The organism is Glaciecola sp. MF2-115, assembly GCF_047250385.1.
In the GTDB taxonomy this organism is placed as follows: domain Bacteria; phylum Pseudomonadota; class Gammaproteobacteria; order Enterobacterales; family Alteromonadaceae; genus Glaciecola.
The window spans coordinates 25704-42442 of the sequence record NZ_JBLBVM010000050.1 but is presented as its reverse complement, the minus strand read 5'-3'; the positions used below and the strand labels follow the sequence as shown (position 1 = coordinate 42442).

The following is a 16739-nucleotide window of genomic DNA, read 5'->3' as shown; positions in this document are numbered from 1 at the left end:
ATCATGAAAGAAATTCAAAAATTACTAGACAACAACATACGTTGGGCGGAAGAGACAGATAAAGCTGATCCAGAGTTTTTTAATAAACTATCAAAGCAACAAAAGCCGATTTACTTATGGATTGGGTGTTCAGACAGTCGCGTACCAGCAAATCAGATCGTTGATTTACTACCGGGTGATATTTTTGTTCACAGAAATGTCGCGAACATGGTCGTGCACACCGACTTTAACTGTTTGACGGTTTTGCAATACGCTATTGATGTGCTAAAAGTGAAGCATGTGATCGTTTGTGGCCACTATGGTTGTGGCGGTGTTGAAGCGGCTATGGGCACTGAAAGCTTCGGTTTAATCGATAACTGGTTGGCACATATCAAAGATACCGCCGACGAGAATAAAGCCCTGCTTGATTCGCTTCCTCCAGAAGAAAGAGCAGCCAAACTTTGCGAACTGAATGTATTACAACAAGCCGAGAATGTGCGCCGCACTTCTGTCTACCAGGATGCTGTGAAACGCGATCAAGACGTTAAAATCCACAGTTGGATATACAGCCTGCGTAACGGCAAGATAACGGTTCTTTGATGACAACACCTGCGGCAGTAAAAGCTGTAAAGCCACCATTGCCGTTGTTGGAATTTATTGCCTTAATGGCTTTGCTGACATCGCTCGTTGCCTTAAGTATCGACGCGATGTTGCCAGCACTGAATCAAATTGGCTTAGACTTAAACAGCAGCAGCCCGCAACAAACTTACCTCGTTATATCTCTGTTTTTTGGGGGGATGGCTCTGGGCCAAATATTCTTTGGGCCATTTTCAGATGCGCGAGGACGCAGGCTAACAATTCTTGTTGGTTTGATCATATTCATTCTAGGTACTTTCGTGTGTTACTTCGCCCAAAGTATTGAGGTGTTGCTGATTGGCAGACTCATTCAAGCTTTCGGCGTATCAGGCCCAAGAGTAGCCTCAATGGCGGTTATCAGAGATCAATATGAAGGCGAAGCAATGGCTCGCATCATGTCTTTTATTACCGTAATTTTTATTCTCGTGCCCATGATTGCTCCTTTGGTAGGTCAAGCAGTCATGGAGCATTTTCATTGGCGTGAAATATTCACCGTGTTTTGGATTGTCGCGATTATATCCGGTATTTGGTTTTTCCTGCGTCAGTCAGAAACACTAATAAGAGCGAATCGCCAGAAGTTCGCTTGGCATCACTTTTTCCGTTCATGCTGGTGGTTGTTGAGGCAGCCTCAAGTGATGGGCTACTCCTTTGCAATGGGATTCATCTTTGGTTCCTTTCTTGCGTACTTAAGTGCTTCACAAACGATATTCCAAGAAATTTATGATACCGGTGTCTGGTTCCCTTTAGTCTTCGCAACCTTAGCCTTTTCTATAGGTCTTGCATCATTCTTTAACGGTATGATGGTGATGAAGTGGGGAATGCGCTCGATTTGCGATCGTGCACTTTTCTTCTCGATGGTTTTCGGTATTGCATTAACTGTGATCACTTTGTACTTTGAAGGTATTCCACCGCTGTGGCTTTTCATCAGCACGCTATTTTTTGGTTTCTTTTTTATCGGTATGTTGTTTGGGAATTTAAACGCACTAGCGATGTTACCTGTTGGTCATATTGCAGGCTTAGGTGCTGCCTTTATAGGGTCATTCACAAGTATCGTCGCGGTACCGATTGCAACCATTATTAACCTATTCTTGAGTGACAACGTGATACCAATCGCTCTTGGTTTTTTACTATTTTCGGTTCTCTCGTTTTTCGCTGTGCAGTATGCAAAGAGAACGCCAGCGGCAGATTGATAGGTATAAAAAAGGGCGATAGTAAAGTGACCCATATAACTAGGTCGCTTTTACATCACCCTTTTTTTAATTTCTAAATAAACTACAACTCGTAATACATGTTAATTACGTTTTTGGAGCTAATTAATATCATTAGCTAGCAGCTAAGCTTGGGTCATACATTTCTTATATCAGAATTTCGTGTATCAGACCTTACTGCTGGCTAATCTCCGCTGTAGAGTCTATCACTTATTTTGAATAAGCTACTTTTAAATGAGAGTGAGAAGCTGAGTTATCCACAATATCAATCGTTTTAGAGACACGTTGTCCGTTTTTCATCTTATCGTAACATGTCTGTTTCAATTCTAGCATCTGACAAAACTTGTAGAACGCTAAAAAATCTACTCTAGAAAAGTTATCACCTTCCCTGGTCATTTGTGTATCTATGTACGCTGAATCGCCGTTGATAGTCATGTTAGCTGAACCTGTGTAAGCTTCACCATAATTTCTGACTCTCAACGCTCTCACCATTTTAACTTCAAATATCCAATCGCCTATTTGAGTGTATCTTGATGTCATCGGTTGCATATAGTATTTCCAAATGTATCTTCAGTGATAACTAACCTTTGCATTTAATACGCAAAGAAAAGTCGAGTGTAAGCATATAGTCTTATTCAGCAGTTTCAATAGCTAAAGCGTGTTTATTTGCCTGCTATAGGCCGATTTATAGACTTTAGTAATGATAAATAACTTCAAACTTTCAGTTTGTATCTTTTTGGCTACACGGCATTTGTGACGACGGGGGTTTTTCGAGCTAAATTTTACAACTAAATATAAAAAGCCCGACCAAAAGGCCGGGCAAAAGGAGCTTAGTTAAAGCACCTAACGACAGAAAATGTTCGAAACTAGTATAAAGAATACTGATTAGTGGAAAATTGCATAGCCAGCAAGGGATTAGAAAACTGGCTACGCAAACTTCAACTAAACTTATTCTACAATTGCTTTCATATCGGTCATGTATCCGCGAAGCTTTTCACCGACACTTTCCACTCCATGAGAACGAATTGCCTTGTTAACCTGTACGAGTTTCATATTGTCCACTGCATTGGACTGCCCTGTTAAACCACCACCGATATGTTCGGCAGTAATGTTTGGCATTAATTTCTCTTTTAACAAAGGTACTGCTGCATTAGCGAATAGATAGTTACCGTATTCAGCCGTATCTGAAATAACCACATTCATCTCATACAAACGCTTTCTTGCGATGGTATTTGAGATAAGAGGCGTTTCATGTAGCGACTCGTAGTAAGCAGACTCTGGTAAAATACCAGCTTCAACCATCACGTCGAATGCGAGTTCAACACCGGCTTTTATCATGGCAACTAGCAAGATGCCTTTATCAAAAAATTCTTGGTCTGAAATTTTACCTTCATAAACTGGCGCATTCTCAAAACCTGATTGGCCCGTTTCTTCGCGCCATTTCAATAGATTCGCATCACCGTTAGCCCAATCTTCCATCATTGTAGTGGAGAAGTGGCCGCTAATAATGTCATCTTGATGCTTCTCAAATAGTGGACGCATCATTGTTGTTAGTTCTACTGATAATTCGTGAGCGACAATTTTGGCTGGGTTAGATAAGCGGTCCATCATGTTGGTTACGCCGCCAATCTTAAGTGCTTCGGTAATCGCTTCTAAACCATATTGTACCAAGGCACCTGCGTATGCTGGATCAACGCCATCGGCAACCATCTTGTCATATGCTAGGATGGCACCGGCTTGTTGCATGCCACATAAAATTGTTTGTTCGCCCATCAAGTCAGATTTCACTTCTGCGACGAATGAACTTTCTAAAACACCGGCTCTATCGCCGCCAGTTGCACTAGCTAATGCTTTTGCAGTTGCCCAACCTTTATTTTCAGGATCGTTTTCAGGGTGAACGGCAATGAGTGTTGGCACACCAAAACCGCGTTTATATTCTTCACGTACTTCCGTACCAGGGCATTTTGGCGCGCACATCACAACGGTGATATCAGAGCGAATTTTTTGCCCTTCTTCAACGATATTAAAACCATGTGAGTAGCTAAGCGTCGCGCCTTTTTTCATTAAAGGCATGACCGCTTCGACAACACTAGAATGCTGTTTGTCAGGTGTTAAGTTGTAAACTAAATCTGCACCAGGAACTAAATCTTGATAAGTACCGACTTCAAAACCGTTTGATGATGCTCTTACATACGAATCGCGTTTTTCGTCAATAGCAGCTTGGCGCAAAGCGTAGCTAACATTTAGACCAGAGTCGCGCATGTTCAAGCCTTGATTCAAACCTTGAGCGCCACACCCTACGATAACAATCGATTGGCCTTTTAAGTAATCACAACCATCCGCAAATTCGTCTCGGTGCATAAACCGGCACTGACCCAATTGGTCGAGTTGTTTGCGTAAAGGTAATGTATTGAAATAATTTGTCATTTTCTATCCGATTAGTTCTGAATCTGCTTTTCAAGCATCGCACTCAATTAGTCATATTGCATATCTGAATGAGTGTTAATTTTTGTGTCCGTGACGACATGATTCGATAATAAGAACTAAATAATCTTTTATAAAGTGATATATTTGAAACTTAATATTTCATATTATGAAATATTAAGTTTTACTATTAGTGAAAGCTGACAATCAAAGACTATTTAATGCGAGTAAATAATGGAACTAAAAGCCTTACAAATGTTTCGACACTTGGCCAAGAGTTTGCACTTTAGTAAAACAGCTCAGGCAATGTTTGTCTCTCCTCCAACGCTCTCCAGAGCAATTTCAAGATTGGAAGAAGAGTGCGGTGCCGCTTTGTTCGTTCGCAATAATCGCAGTGTTAAATTAACGGCGGCAGGGCAACGATTTTTGGAGTTTGCTGATCTAACGATTAATGAGTGGCTGCAGGTTCGCGCTGATATAGGCCAGCAACAAACGCAGTTGAGCGGTTGTTTGTCCTTGTATTGTTCGGTGACAGCGAGTCAAAGTCATCTTCCCACCCTACTCGATAAGCTTTATGCACAATATCCACAAATCGAGATTAAGCTAGATACGGGCGATCACTCACTAGCAATTGATAATGTGCAACAGCACAAAGCAGATTTAGCGATCACTATTCATACGCCCGAGTTCCCTTCGCATTTGTCTTTTATTCAACTAGAAGAAGTGCCACTGGTTTTAATTGTGCCCAAGTCACTTCAAGTCTCTCACATCGACGAGGTAAAGTGGCATGAGCATAGCGTGGTGATGCCAGCTCGAGGACCTTCAAAAAGAATTATAAACCATTGGTTTGCAGAACATGGAGTGAAACCCAGAGTTTACGCAAGTGTGTCTGGTAATGAAGCGATTGTGAGCATGGTGGCTCTGGGCTTGGCGATCGGTTTTGTGCCGCAAATTGTGCTGGATAACTCAGTGGCGAAATCCAAAGTGACGAGTATTGAAGTGAAGGACATAGAAGCCTACTCGCTAGGAATATGCTTTTTAAGAGAGCGAGAGAATGAGGCATTGATACGTGCCATGATTGAACTTTTTGATACTTAATGTACGAACATCAAAACAAAAAGTAATGTTTCCTTGACATTAATCAAAAGTAAGCTTAACTTATCATTAAGTAAAGGACGCTTTACCTTGAATTATCGACAAACTAACATTAAAAGGTAACATTATGACTACTATTCAAAGTTCTACAGACAAAATCAGCATGGCAGACAAATGTAAGCGCAATACTAGATCACTCGCGGTTTGGACCGGCGCTTGGTTGTGTAGCCTAGCCCTTGTGGCTTTCGGTCCGAAATTTTTATGGGATTATGGCCAAGTAATCACGGTATCGGCTATCGCCATTAACATACTGATGGGTTACAAAATGATCATGGCAAATAAGCAATATTTATTGGATTTAGATGAGCTTCAACAGCGTATCCATTTCGTTGCGATGGCATTTTCACTTGGCGTTAGTATGGTGTTTGGGGCAGTATTTGGTTTACTTGAGGCCGTTCGTTTAGTTGAATTTGAACCCAACCCTTCAAGTGTCCTTTTTGTAATGGGTATATCCTATGGCGTAGCGATGTTGGTGGCTACAAGGAAGTACTCATGAAAAATAAATTCAAAGTACTCCGGGCAGAACGCGATTGGACGCAGGCCGATCTCGCGCGCGAATTGGATGTGTCACGGCAAACCATCATAGCGATAGAAAAGGGTAAGTATGACCCGAGTTTATCCTTGGCATTTAAAGCGGCGAAATTATTCGGTATGCAAATTGAAGTTTTGTTTCAATCTGAAGAAGACGCCGTTATCGAATAAGTTAGCGCTGCTGAAGATTAGAACTTGCCTAGCCGGTAAGTTCATTTAGCATACGGTCGAAGCTCCGGAAACTAAGCGCTTCGGCCAAATGCCGCTGATTCACTCGATCTGCGCAATCTAAGTCAGCAATGGTGCGTGCAACCCGCATAGTTCGATGGTAAGCACGCATCGATAAATTCATGCTTTGCATTGCCTTACTCAAAAATAAACTTTCAGTTTCACTAAGCGGGCAGTACTGCTCAATCTCCTTTCCACTTAAACATTTATTTAGCTTACCTTGGCGCTCCATTTGTCTCTCTTGTGCGGCTACTACTCTCGCTTTTACGATGGCGCTTGTTTCCAGGTCTACAGCGAGCTGCGGATGCTCACTTCCTTCTCCTTGTTCGGCACGCGATGAATTGGTTTCCCCTTGCTTCCTCTGCGATATATTGATTTCTACATTATTTTCCTGCTTTACATCTGTTGCCCTATGATCTTTTCGCGCTGCTATGTTTGCTTCTTCGGCTTGAGAGGACATCGACGTCGAAATGTCCGAATTAGCAGTGGCTTTTAGATGATGCACATTATTGTTGCTTCGCTGTTGTGAAAACTCGGTCGCCATTTTACTTTGGTGTTTCACTTGCAGAGCTTTGCCTAGATCAATTCGCGGAACATTCACTTGCAAGTCAATTCGGTCCAAGAATGGGCCAGAGATTCGATTCAAATAACGTAAGACCTGATCTGGGTTTGCTCGCTGATCATCTATGTCCCCTGTTGGACTTGGATTCATTGCGCAAACTAGTTGAAACTCCGCTGGGTAGACAACTTTTTGTGCTGCCCTAGAAATATTGATTTCGCCTGTCTCCATTGGCTCACGCAATACATCGAGTATGTGACGACCGAATTCAGGTAGCTCATCCAAGAACAAAACGCCCTTATGCGCCAAAGAAATTTCCCCGGGTTTGGGGTAGGTTCCGCCACCTACCAGTGCAGTAGCGGAACTTGTATGGTGAGGTTGTCTGAATGCTCGGTTACGCCATGTCGCTGGGCAAATTTTATCGCCTGAAATAGAGCGAATTGAAGCAGAAGTAAGCGCAGATTCCTCATCAAGTTCTGGCATGATAGAAAGTAGTCGATTCGCTAGCATGCTTTTTCCAGTTCCCGCGGGGCCAAAGAAAAGAATATTGTGCGCACCTGCAGCGGCAATCTCTAATGCGCGCTTGGCGTGATGCTGTTCAACAATGTCAGACATATCTCCGTAAACAGACGCTTCTTGCTTTGTTTTTTTGATGATGTGAGGCGCAATTTTTTGCCGATTAGATAGATGTAAGTAAACCTCAGTGAGTGATTTCGCAGCCACAATTTGAGCGTTACTCACAAGGCTCGCTTCGTCTCCGTTACTTACCGGCAATACAAGTTGTCGCTTAGATTTAGAAGCAGCAAAAGCCATGGGTAATGCGCCTTGAATTGCTCTGAGGTCACCAGAAAGAGCGAGTTCCCCGATGAACTCGTATTGCAGTAAGTCGACTCTTTTCAGTTGCTCACTCGCGGCAATAATGCCAATAGCAATTGCCAAATCGAAACGACTTCCGCCTTTTGGTAAGTCGGCGGGTGCCATGTTTACGGTAATGCGTTTACATGGAAACTCAAAGTCGCTATTGATCAGAGCGCTGCGCACACGATCGCGCGATTCTTTCACGGTCGTTTCTGGCAGCCCCACCAAATTAAACGCAGGTAGACCATTAGATAAGTGCACTTCAATAGTGACCAAAGGTGCATCAACACCCAAATTGGCTCGGGTATAAACAATAGATAAAGACATGAATTAAATCCTAATGGTTTTTATGCGTATAGCCTATTTGATGAGCAGGGGAAAATCAGCTGGACTTTGTAGCAGTTTTTTCAAGAAGTGCTTGCGAAGCGCCTTTAATTCAGGCACATTGACCGAGTGACGACAATATGAATCAATATTTTTCAAGCATCTTCGCAACAACGACTTAGCCATAAATAGTGTGTAAGCGTTAGTTGAGCGAGGGCGCAGTGCATTCTCAGAATTCACAAAACCCTCTTTTATAGAGGGTTTTTTTGTTTTAAAAGCCCTAATCCTTATTGATGCGATAGCAGGAGAAAGCAATGCCTAAATTACGTTCAGCAACATCTACTCAAGGCCGAAATATGGCGGGTGCAAGAGCACTATGGCGAGCGACTGGCATGAAAGATGGTGATTTTGGGAAGCCGATTATTGCCGTATCCAACTCCTTCACTCAGTTTGTGCCTGGTCATGTGCACCTTAAAGATATGGGGCAACTCGTCGCGCGCAGTATTGAAGCCGCAGGTGGCGTTGCAAAAGAATTCAATACCATAGCGGTTGATGATGGCATCGCAATGGGGCACAGCGGCATGCTGTATAGCCTTCCTTCGCGCGAAATCATCGCCGACTCTGTGGAATATATGGTTAACGCGCATTGCGCCGACGCAATCGTGTGTATTTCAAACTGCGACAAAATTACCCCAGGCATGTTGATGGCAGCTATGCGCCTTAACGTACCTGTCATCTTTGTTTCGGGTGGCCCGATGGAAGCAGGGAAAACAAAACTAAGCGATCAACTTATCAAGCTCGATCTCGTTGATGCGATGGTCGCAGCCGCTGACGATAAAGTATCTCAAGAAGATTCAGATCAAATAGAACGCTCAGCTTGCCCAACGTGTGGTTCTTGCTCAGGCATGTTCACCGCAAACTCAATGAACTGCCTAACCGAAGCGCTAGGTTTGTCATTACCCGGCAATGGTTCAATGCTGGCAACTCATGCCGACCGTGAAGGTTTGTTTAAGCAAGCAGGTGTTGAAATCGTTAATTTATGCAAGCGTTGGTATGGTGATAACGATCCAACAGCATTGCCAAGAAATATTGCGAACTTTAAGGCGTTCGAAAATGCGATGAGCCTAGATATCGCGATGGGTGGCTCAACCAATACCATTCTACATTTGCTAGCCGCCGCGATTGAAGGTGAAGTTGAATTCACCATGGATGATATTGATCGTCTGTCACGCAAAGTACCGCATTTATGCAAAGTAGCGCCTTCCACACCCGAATATCACATGGAAGATGTGCACAGAGCAGGTGGTGTCATGGGCATTCTAAATGAACTGAATAAAGCCGGTCTTCTACACGGTGACAACCCTCATGTACTTGGCAAGAGTATGAAAGAAGTGATTGCCGAATGGGATATTACCAATCCACAAAATGAAAAAGCTCTAGAATTCTATAAAGCGGGCCCTGCTGGCATTAGAACAACCCAAGCTTTCAGTCAAAGTTGTCGCTATCCATCGGCTGATGTTGACCGCGAAAAAGGTTGTATTCGCAGTATTGAAAACGCCTTTAGTTTAGAGGGCGGTTTAGCTGTTTTATTTGGTAATTTAGCTGAAAATGGCTGCATCGTGAAAACTGCGGGTGTTGATGAGTCTATTCATAAATTCACAGGCCCAGCTCGCGTATACGAAAGCCAAGACGATGCCGTTGCGGGTATCTTGAATGATGAAGTTAAGTCGGGTGAAGTTGTGGTTATTCGATATGAAGGACCAAAGGGCGGCCCAGGCATGCAAGAAATGCTTTACCCAACCTCATATTTGAAGTCGAAAGGTTTAGGTAAAGAGTGCGCTTTGATCACAGATGGGCGCTTTTCTGGTGGTACATCTGGTCTCTCTATTGGTCACTGTTCACCAGAAGCGGCTAGTGGCGGTGGACTCGCTTTAGTGCAAAATGGTGACACTATCGCTATCGACATTCCTAATCGAACAATGAATTTGGTGCTCGATGATGCACAATTGCAAGCTAGAAGAAACGCGATGAATAATTCGGCGACCCCCTGGAAGCCAGTGGATAGAAAGCGTGAAGTAAGCACCGCATTGAAAGTGTTTGCTATGTTGGCATCAAGCGCTGATAAAGGCGCCGTTCGTGACCCATCAAAACTGGATTACTAATGACTTTAAGTAGTGTAAAAACCACAAGCGAAAAAACGCCTTATCAATATTTAACGAAGATCTTGTGTGCCCCAGTATATGAGGCCGCAATTAATTCTGATTTGGATTATCTCTCAAGCTTGTCGGCAGAGCTGAAGAACAAAGTGTATTTGAAGCGCGAAGACCAGCAGCCGGTGAAGTCTTTCAAAATTCGTGGTGCGTATAATTGTATACGCCAACTCAGTGATGAGAAAAAAGCGGCTGGTGTTGTTGCAGCCTCAGCAGGAAACCACGCCCAAGGTGTTGCTTATGCAGCGAAAAAGCTCAATATCAAAGCCACCATCGTTATGCCAGAAACGACGCCAGATATCAAAGTAGAAGCCGTAAAGCGATTTGGTGGCAGCAATGTGACCGTTGTGCAGTCGGGGACAAGTTTTGACCAAGCTAATGATGTAGCTAGAACACTTTGCAAAGAACAAGGTTTCTCAATGATACCGCCTTTTGATCATCCAGATGTGATCGCTGGGCAAGGCACTATTGCAAAAGAGATGCTGGAACAAAACCCTAATTTAGAATACCTCTTCGTTGCGGTTGGCGGCGGCGGATTAGCTGCTGGCATCGCTATATATATCAAACAAATACGTCCAGATATTAAAATAATCGGTGTTGAGTCCGTTGAATCGGCTTGTTTAAAAGCGGCAATGGAAAAAGGCGCTCCGGTTACCTTACCAACGGTAGGTATATTCGCCGATGGCGTTGCAGTTAAAACGATTGGTAGCGAAACATTTCGTTTGTGCCAAGAATATTTAGATGACGTTATCACGGTTAGTAATGATGAGATTTGTGCGGCAATTAAAGATATCTTCGATGATACGCGCGTTATTGCTGAACCGGCGGGCGCATTATCCGTAGCAGCGATCCGAAAATACAGCAAACAATACAAGCTTCAAGGCGCAGTCATTGGTGGTATTTTGTGTGGCGCAAATATCAATTTCCACACGCTTCGTTATGTGTCTGAACGCTGTGAGTTAGGCGAGCAAAAAGAAGCGGTGTTTGCGGTAAAAATTCCTGAAACGAAAGGCTCTTTCAAAGCATTCTGCACAATGCTTGGTGGCATCACCATCACAGAGTTTAATTATCGTTTTGCGAAAGGCGATGAAGCGCATATCTTTGTAGGAGTGAAGCTAAAACGCGGCATGGCTGAGTTGCAGGCATTATTAAAACGACTGAATAAGAACGGTTACGAGTGTTTTGATATGTCGGATAATGAATTAGCTAAGTTGCACGTTCGCCATATGGTAGGTGGTAAACCGCAAGAACCCATAAACGAGCATATATTTTCATTCTCATTCCCAGAATACCCTGGCGCATTGATGCACTTTTTGAGCAAGCTTGGTGAGCAATGGAATATAACCCTGTTTCATTATCGCAATCATGGTGCTGCCGAAGGGCTGGTGCTAGCGGGCTTCGATATAGAAGATAATAAAAGAGAGTTGTTTGATTTACATGTGAAAGAACTCGGTTTTGATGTGCATGAACATCAAGACAATCCAGCGTATCGTTTGTTTTTATCTGGGCAGAAATGAAGCTTCGATCTTAGACATTTTTGAACGAGAGAGGCTAATCGAGAGGGGCATCTAATGTTGCCGTTTTCTCTAGAATAAAGGGTAACCAAAACTGCCTATATTGCGGTTTATCAATGACGGGTACAAATTTATTTGGCAGATAGAATAAGGTCCGATTATGAAGCTTGGCATTGATAATATCCTTACCATAATAGTCAAAAAAGAGTTGGTCAAAACTGCCATCTTCGAGCGCGTTATTCAAACCATACTGAATTCTGTCATGCAGTCTTTCGTCCCCTAATTGAACAAAAAAGTAGACGGGTAAGTCGTAATAAATAACTAATTTCTGCTCGACTGCAAATTCTGGATAAACTGTCTTCCGCTCATCTAGTTCTCGGTATATTTCATTTAAGCCTCTAGGAAATGCATCGAAGCGGTCGAAGGCAAGCATTTTAAAAAGCACATGATATTCCGTAGATGTTGCAACGTCTAAACCAGCCTCGTTAAATACGATAGTGTCTAGCCATCCTTTGCCTTGTCCTAATATAAAATTCGTAAGTTGATTAAGGTTTTCTACTTCAGCGAACTGCGCTTGTTTGCTTTTTTTTATTAACAGTAGCCGCAAACCTTGGATCCCCTTCACTAAGGGAATTTTAATCGGAAGTACCATAGACTCAAGTTGAGTACTCGTAGGGGAAGTTAAAACATTAACATATTGACCGCGGCTCATTTCAACGGGAATTCGTGTACTCGGAAGTTCAATCTCAGCGTACTTTAAAGAATATGCCCCAAACTTATCGATGGATTTTTCTAATGATAATTGCAGTAATTCGTAAAAGTATTTGTCTCTGACATCCGCCTTTCCTGTAGGCTGAGGGTAGAAAATCTCGTCTACTTCCTCACTTGCATGAACAAAGAAAGGCAACAAGTAGCATATAACTAGGAAAAACGACTTCATCTACTACCTGTATATTAATTAAAGGATTAGTTAGCATAGTCTACATACAGTCTCTACACAATAAGCCTAGGTTTTACTTAAATAAAATCTTGCTTAGCGTCGTTTTAAATTAAACCAACTTACTCATTTGGTAGAATTGGGTTTAAAGTTAGAAAACGCACAGGGAACAGTTCGGCATAGCGTGTTTCAATTTCTTTTAGAACTTGCTCAGCGTTTGGATAGTTTCGCCTAATAGACAACACTAGAGGTATCTTTTCAAGGGTGTAAGAATGTAGTTTCAAACTTGGATCTGAATTAAGGTAAAACAGAGCCGGCTTCTTGTAGGCTAATAAGTATTGTGCGCGTTGTTGAACAAGCGCTTTCAAAGCGCGCGGATGATTTTCTGAGTTAAAGCGTTCATTGCTCACTAACGCCCCTTCTCCTCTGAACGCGCCACCATAACTGTATCCTGCGATGGTGATAAGTGGTGTTCCCTGTAATTGAGATATATTACTAATAGGAGGCGTTTTGTCTGCCAACCAAAAGACAGACATATCCAAAGTATCAAATACTTTCTCTCCAAATATTAATTTGTCTGAACCAGGGCTGGTAAAAGGGACGACCATGAGTAAGTCAATTTTATCCGTCACCATATTTCTGAATAAGCGTCGATTAGGGCCGGGATAAGCAGTGAATTCATAACCTGAGTCAATCACTACCTTCTTAATAATCTCGGTCACCTCTCCAACCGCTAGACCCTTTTCATCTGTGTAAGTGTAGGGTGCGAACTCTGAATAGCCGAAGTTTATTTTAGGAAGGGTATTGTTTTGCCATGAGTGACATTCGGCACTGAAAACCAAGATGCTGAGAACTAGAGTCCCAATGAAACTTTTATATCGATTCATTCTGCCGCTTAACAATAAAGAACGTTGATTTCAGAATAAACGAGTTGCATGAGCTATTCAACAAGTCCACTTTCATCCTTGCTTAAGACCACGTCATTCTGAAAGTGGCATAATACTGTTCGTGCAAGGTTTAAAAGCCCTTCGTCATTCTTAAAGCGGCATAATACTGTTCGTGCAAGGTTTAAAAGCCCCTCGTCTCTCTTAAAGCGGCACAATACTGTTCGTGCTAGGTTTAAAAGCCCCTCGTCTTTCTTAAAACGGCATAATACTGGTCGTGCAAGTTTTAAAAGCCCCTCGTCTTTCTTAAAGCGGCATAATACTGTTCGTGCAAGCTTTAAAAGCCCCTCGTCTTTACTGCGAAGGCAGTAATCTCCGTCTATCTGCTGCGATGCTGAGATTGATAGAGTTAGTAAAAGGCTTTAACGAACAGTATTATGCACAAGCAAGAATTGCTTCAAATATTGCACTATAGCTTTAAATCTTCTCTAAATGCTGAGCAATTTCAGGCCAAACTAATTCCATGATCGCTTCTTTTAAGGCTCGGCTGTCTTCAGAGAACTCTAAAGTGCCGCTATCGAGTGTGTTGAGTAGCTTATTTTCGCGTAAGGCATTCACGAATGAGCCTAGTACATTTTTATCGTAAAATTCCGGTGAGCTCATGCCATACAAAGTAGACAGCCTTTCAGCAACAACACAGCTTTGTTTTTCTAATTGAGTGCGAGCTAAGGATTTCTCTTTTTCCAATACACTTAAAACAACCGCATAGCGTTGCCATGTCTCTTGCATTGCACGACTCAGTAACCAAGCAGAATGGAAGCTGTCTGAGCTAGACGGCGGTGGCATTAAATACTCTTCACTTTGACTGAGTAAACCTTGGGTCTTCATTTGCTCAACCAATTGTTCAGCGATTTTAACTGCTTCGTCCAGTGAATAATGCATGAAGAATTCACGCTTCAGCAATGGATAAAGCTTTTTAACCATATCAATTACACGCGACGCTTCGGTTTTCTTATTATTAAATACGACCGCCATAATTAAGCTGGGTAAAGCAAATACGTGCATAATATTGTTACGATAATATGTTAGTAAAACAGCTTTACCTTCTTTGGTAGCAATCATTTTTCCGTATTCGTCTTCCGACTGCTCGAAACGCTTCAATGCTAATGTTGTTTCTACTAACTCTTCTGCATCGGCTTCCGGCAATGTGAAGTCACCGCTAAAAGGCACATTTGATAATAACTCTAAGTAATCGCTAATTGCTGCAGTGAGTTCAGACTGACTCATAATTTGCGTTTTCGATGATAGCAAGCAAAGTGCAACCAAGGCTGTACCGTTCAAAGCTGCGGCTCGATTGATGCGAGTCATGATTGTATCGGCCAGTTGATTTACTGCTGGCGTTAACCATGCGGGCTTTTTGTTTGGATCATCGGGTGTTGTTTCACGCCAGTTGTCTACATTACTGTCTAAAAACTGATTGATCTGAATAGGCTCGCCAAAGTTCACGAAACCATGACCATAATTTTTTAACTTGCGAATGGCAGAAAAAACTTGGGTAGGGGACTCTTTCTTTTTAGTGTTCCCTTTCAATTCTTTCTGGTAGCTCTTCACTTCCATTACGTGTTCGTAACCAAGATAAACCGGAACAATCGACACTGGGCGGTTAATCCCTTTTAGCGCAGCTTGCAAGGTCATGGCTAGCATGCCGGTTTTTGGTGGTAATAGTCTGCCAGTTCTTGAGCGCCCACCCTCGGGATAATACTTAACCGAGTAGCCGCGGTTGAATAACAACTCTAAATACTCTCTGAAGGTTGTGCTATATAGCTTGTTGCCCGCAAAGCTGCGTCGAAGAAAGAAAGCACCGCCTTTTCTGAATATCTTACCTACAGGCCAAAAGTTGAGGTTAATGCCGGCGGCAATATGCGGCGTAACTAAGCCTTCATTGTGAATGACATAGGTTAAAAGCAAATAATCCATGTGTGAGCGATGGCACGGAACGTAAATAATTTCGTGACCATTCTGGGCTAGTTCTCTTACTCGATATGCATGACCGACATGAATACCGTTATAAATTTTGTTCCATATCTTGCTTAAAATGCGTTCGCCAATGCGCACTAGACCCACGCGATAGTCCGCTGCAATTTCGTCAATGTAGCTTATTGCAAGTTTTCTCGCTTCTTGTGCGCTGATATTTTTTGAGCGCATGTCTTCTAACATGGCTTGTTTGACTGCGTCTGAACCAAGTAAGGAGTTATATAAGGTTGAACGTTCTAAAAGCGTTGGCCCCGTTAAAGCTTGTCTCTTTCGATGAAAGTGAGTCCTCGCTACTCTTACTAGTTTTTGTGAGATCCTTTGGTTCGAACCATGCAATTCCGCCATTTGTTTAGTTGAGACGGCTTTGCTGTAGCTGACCACATTATCGCGACCTAAAAAGAGTAAAATAAAGAACTTTCTCAACCAGCTCGGAGAGGCTCTATCTGCTAATAGTTGTGCAAATCCTGATGATTTTTTACCTGTTGATCTTCCCCACGATATAAATACGGGCACAACTTGTAAATCTAGTTCGGGATTCTCTCGATGCAATAAAAAGGTATTGGTGAAGACGTCTTCAATGCTGGTCTTCTTAATTTTTCTTGAAAAAAGACTTTGTGGCCGAGTTAGAAAATAGCAACGTTTATGGCTTTGACCTAAAAACTCTATCGGTGCAACAGGGTTGGGTAGACCCAAACCTGCTGTTGATTTCTGCAATGCAACGAGATCAGCAATGGATTCGGTTTGAAGTAAGTAGATTATGGGTTTTTGTTTATTTATGCCCAGTTCAGTCTCTACATTAGCGGGCACACTGTTAACCGAGATTAACCAACGGATTGGCGAAGTAAGTATTTTTCGAAAAAATGCGCGTGCGCCACTCATGTAGTCTTCCTGATATGAATCAATACAAATGAATAATAACATGACATTTGTACATTTCTTCAATTCCTTTTTCACTAGCATGTCACTTAAGCGATTGTTGCGAAAAGGATAGTTTTTAAACAAAAGTGAATTTGTGGGATCCAGTTTAGAACTAAATTCAGCGTTTTTATAAATCAATAAGTTAGAGGGAAAATCCGGAATTGGAATTTAATTTATCCGGTTTAAACATGAACTGAGCTAACAAAATCCGAGTTGAGTCTGAACTCAAACACAAATATTGCTCACGAGCTATTAATAAGTATTAACAATATACGATGATTTACTTAAAGTATCAGAAAATTTTTATTATGCAAGAGTATAAACGTCAGTCGTTGGCGTA

The 16739-nt window shown here is 42.3% G+C and carries 13 protein-coding genes; 7 read left to right on the top strand and 6 right to left on the bottom strand.

Going from position 1 to position 16739, the window contains the following annotated elements:
* Window positions 1-3 precede the first annotated feature (3 nt).
* Together can and ACKLNX_RS08980 are read left to right on the top strand one after the other, a co-directional pair.
* Entirely contained in the window at window positions 4-579 is a 576-nt protein-coding gene (gene can / locus ACKLNX_RS08985; protein WP_412972100.1) for a carbonate dehydratase, read from the top strand.
* Window positions 579-1805: a multidrug effflux MFS transporter gene (locus ACKLNX_RS08980; protein WP_412972099.1), complete on the top strand. Its 1227-nt coding sequence runs from the start codon at window positions 579-581 to the stop codon at window positions 1803-1805. Before can ends, ACKLNX_RS08980 begins: the two co-directional genes overlap by 1 nt.
* A 228-nt stretch (window positions 1806-2033) precedes the next feature.
* Here ACKLNX_RS08980 and ACKLNX_RS08975 read toward each other — a convergent pair whose 3' ends face one another.
* Window positions 2034-2372: a hypothetical protein gene (locus ACKLNX_RS08975; RefSeq protein ID WP_412972098.1), complete on the bottom strand. Its 339-nt coding sequence runs from the start codon at window positions 2370-2372 to the stop codon at window positions 2034-2036.
* Between the two features lie 399 nt (window positions 2373-2771).
* Window positions 2772-4250 (bottom strand): ketol-acid reductoisomerase, encoded by a 1479-nt coding sequence (gene ilvC, locus ACKLNX_RS08970; protein ID WP_411695348.1) that lies wholly within the window; start codon window positions 4248-4250, stop codon window positions 2772-2774.
* A gap of 231 nt (window positions 4251-4481) precedes the next feature.
* Here ilvC and ilvY point away from each other — a divergent pair, with 231 nt between their 5' ends.
* The 3 genes from ilvY to ACKLNX_RS08955 all read left to right on the top strand — a co-directional run bounded on the left by ilvY (window position 4482) and on the right by ACKLNX_RS08955 (window position 6104).
* Window positions 4482-5345 carry an HTH-type transcriptional activator IlvY gene (gene ilvY / locus ACKLNX_RS08965; protein ID WP_412972097.1) on the top strand — a complete coding sequence of 288 codons (864 nt, stop codon included), beginning with the start codon at window positions 4482-4484 and terminating at the stop codon, window positions 5343-5345.
* 124 nt (window positions 5346-5469) lie between these two features.
* The gene (locus ACKLNX_RS08960) at window positions 5470-5898 is read left to right on the top strand and encodes a hypothetical protein (protein WP_412972096.1); all 429 of its coding nucleotides are present in this window, start codon (window positions 5470-5472) and stop codon (window positions 5896-5898) included.
* On the top strand, window positions 5895-6104 hold the full coding sequence (locus tag ACKLNX_RS08955; protein WP_411695345.1) for a helix-turn-helix transcriptional regulator: 210 nt from the start codon (window positions 5895-5897) through the stop codon (window positions 6102-6104). Before ACKLNX_RS08960 ends, ACKLNX_RS08955 begins: the two co-directional genes overlap by 4 nt.
* A gap of 28 nt (window positions 6105-6132) precedes the next feature.
* Here ACKLNX_RS08955 and ACKLNX_RS08950 read toward each other — a convergent pair whose 3' ends face one another.
* Window positions 6133-7905 (bottom strand): YifB family Mg chelatase-like AAA ATPase, encoded by a 1773-nt coding sequence (locus ACKLNX_RS08950; RefSeq protein ID WP_412972095.1) that lies wholly within the window; start codon window positions 7903-7905, stop codon window positions 6133-6135.
* Between the two features lie 311 nt (window positions 7906-8216).
* On the opposite strand from ACKLNX_RS08950, the gene ilvD reads away from it, so the two are divergent.
* A complete protein-coding gene (gene ilvD / locus ACKLNX_RS08945) occupies window positions 8217-10064 on the top strand; it encodes a dihydroxy-acid dehydratase (RefSeq protein WP_412972094.1) in 1848 nt (615 codons plus the stop codon).
* On the top strand, window positions 10064-11629 hold the full coding sequence (gene ilvA, locus ACKLNX_RS08940) for a threonine ammonia-lyase, biosynthetic (protein ID WP_412972093.1): 1566 nt from the start codon (window positions 10064-10066) through the stop codon (window positions 11627-11629). The genes ilvD and ilvA overlap by 1 nt, the downstream gene beginning before the upstream one ends.
* Window positions 11630-11663: 34 nt before the next feature.
* On the opposite strand, the gene ACKLNX_RS08935 is transcribed toward ilvA, so the two are convergent.
* The 3 genes from ACKLNX_RS08935 to plsB all read right to left on the bottom strand — a co-directional run bounded on the left by ACKLNX_RS08935 (window position 11664) and on the right by plsB (window position 16360).
* Window positions 11664-12566, bottom strand: a complete 903-nt coding sequence (locus tag ACKLNX_RS08935) for a hypothetical protein (protein WP_412972092.1) — start codon at window positions 12564-12566, stop codon at window positions 11664-11666.
* A 119-nt stretch (window positions 12567-12685) separates the two neighbouring features.
* Window positions 12686-13450 carry a substrate-binding periplasmic protein gene (locus ACKLNX_RS08930; RefSeq protein ID WP_412972091.1) on the bottom strand — a complete coding sequence of 255 codons (765 nt, stop codon included), beginning with the start codon at window positions 13448-13450 and terminating at the stop codon, window positions 12686-12688.
* A 474-nt stretch (window positions 13451-13924) separates the two neighbouring features.
* Window positions 13925-16360 (bottom strand): glycerol-3-phosphate 1-O-acyltransferase PlsB, encoded by a 2436-nt coding sequence (gene plsB / locus ACKLNX_RS08925; RefSeq protein ID WP_412972090.1) that lies wholly within the window; start codon window positions 16358-16360, stop codon window positions 13925-13927.
* Window positions 16361-16739: the final 379 nt, after the last annotated feature.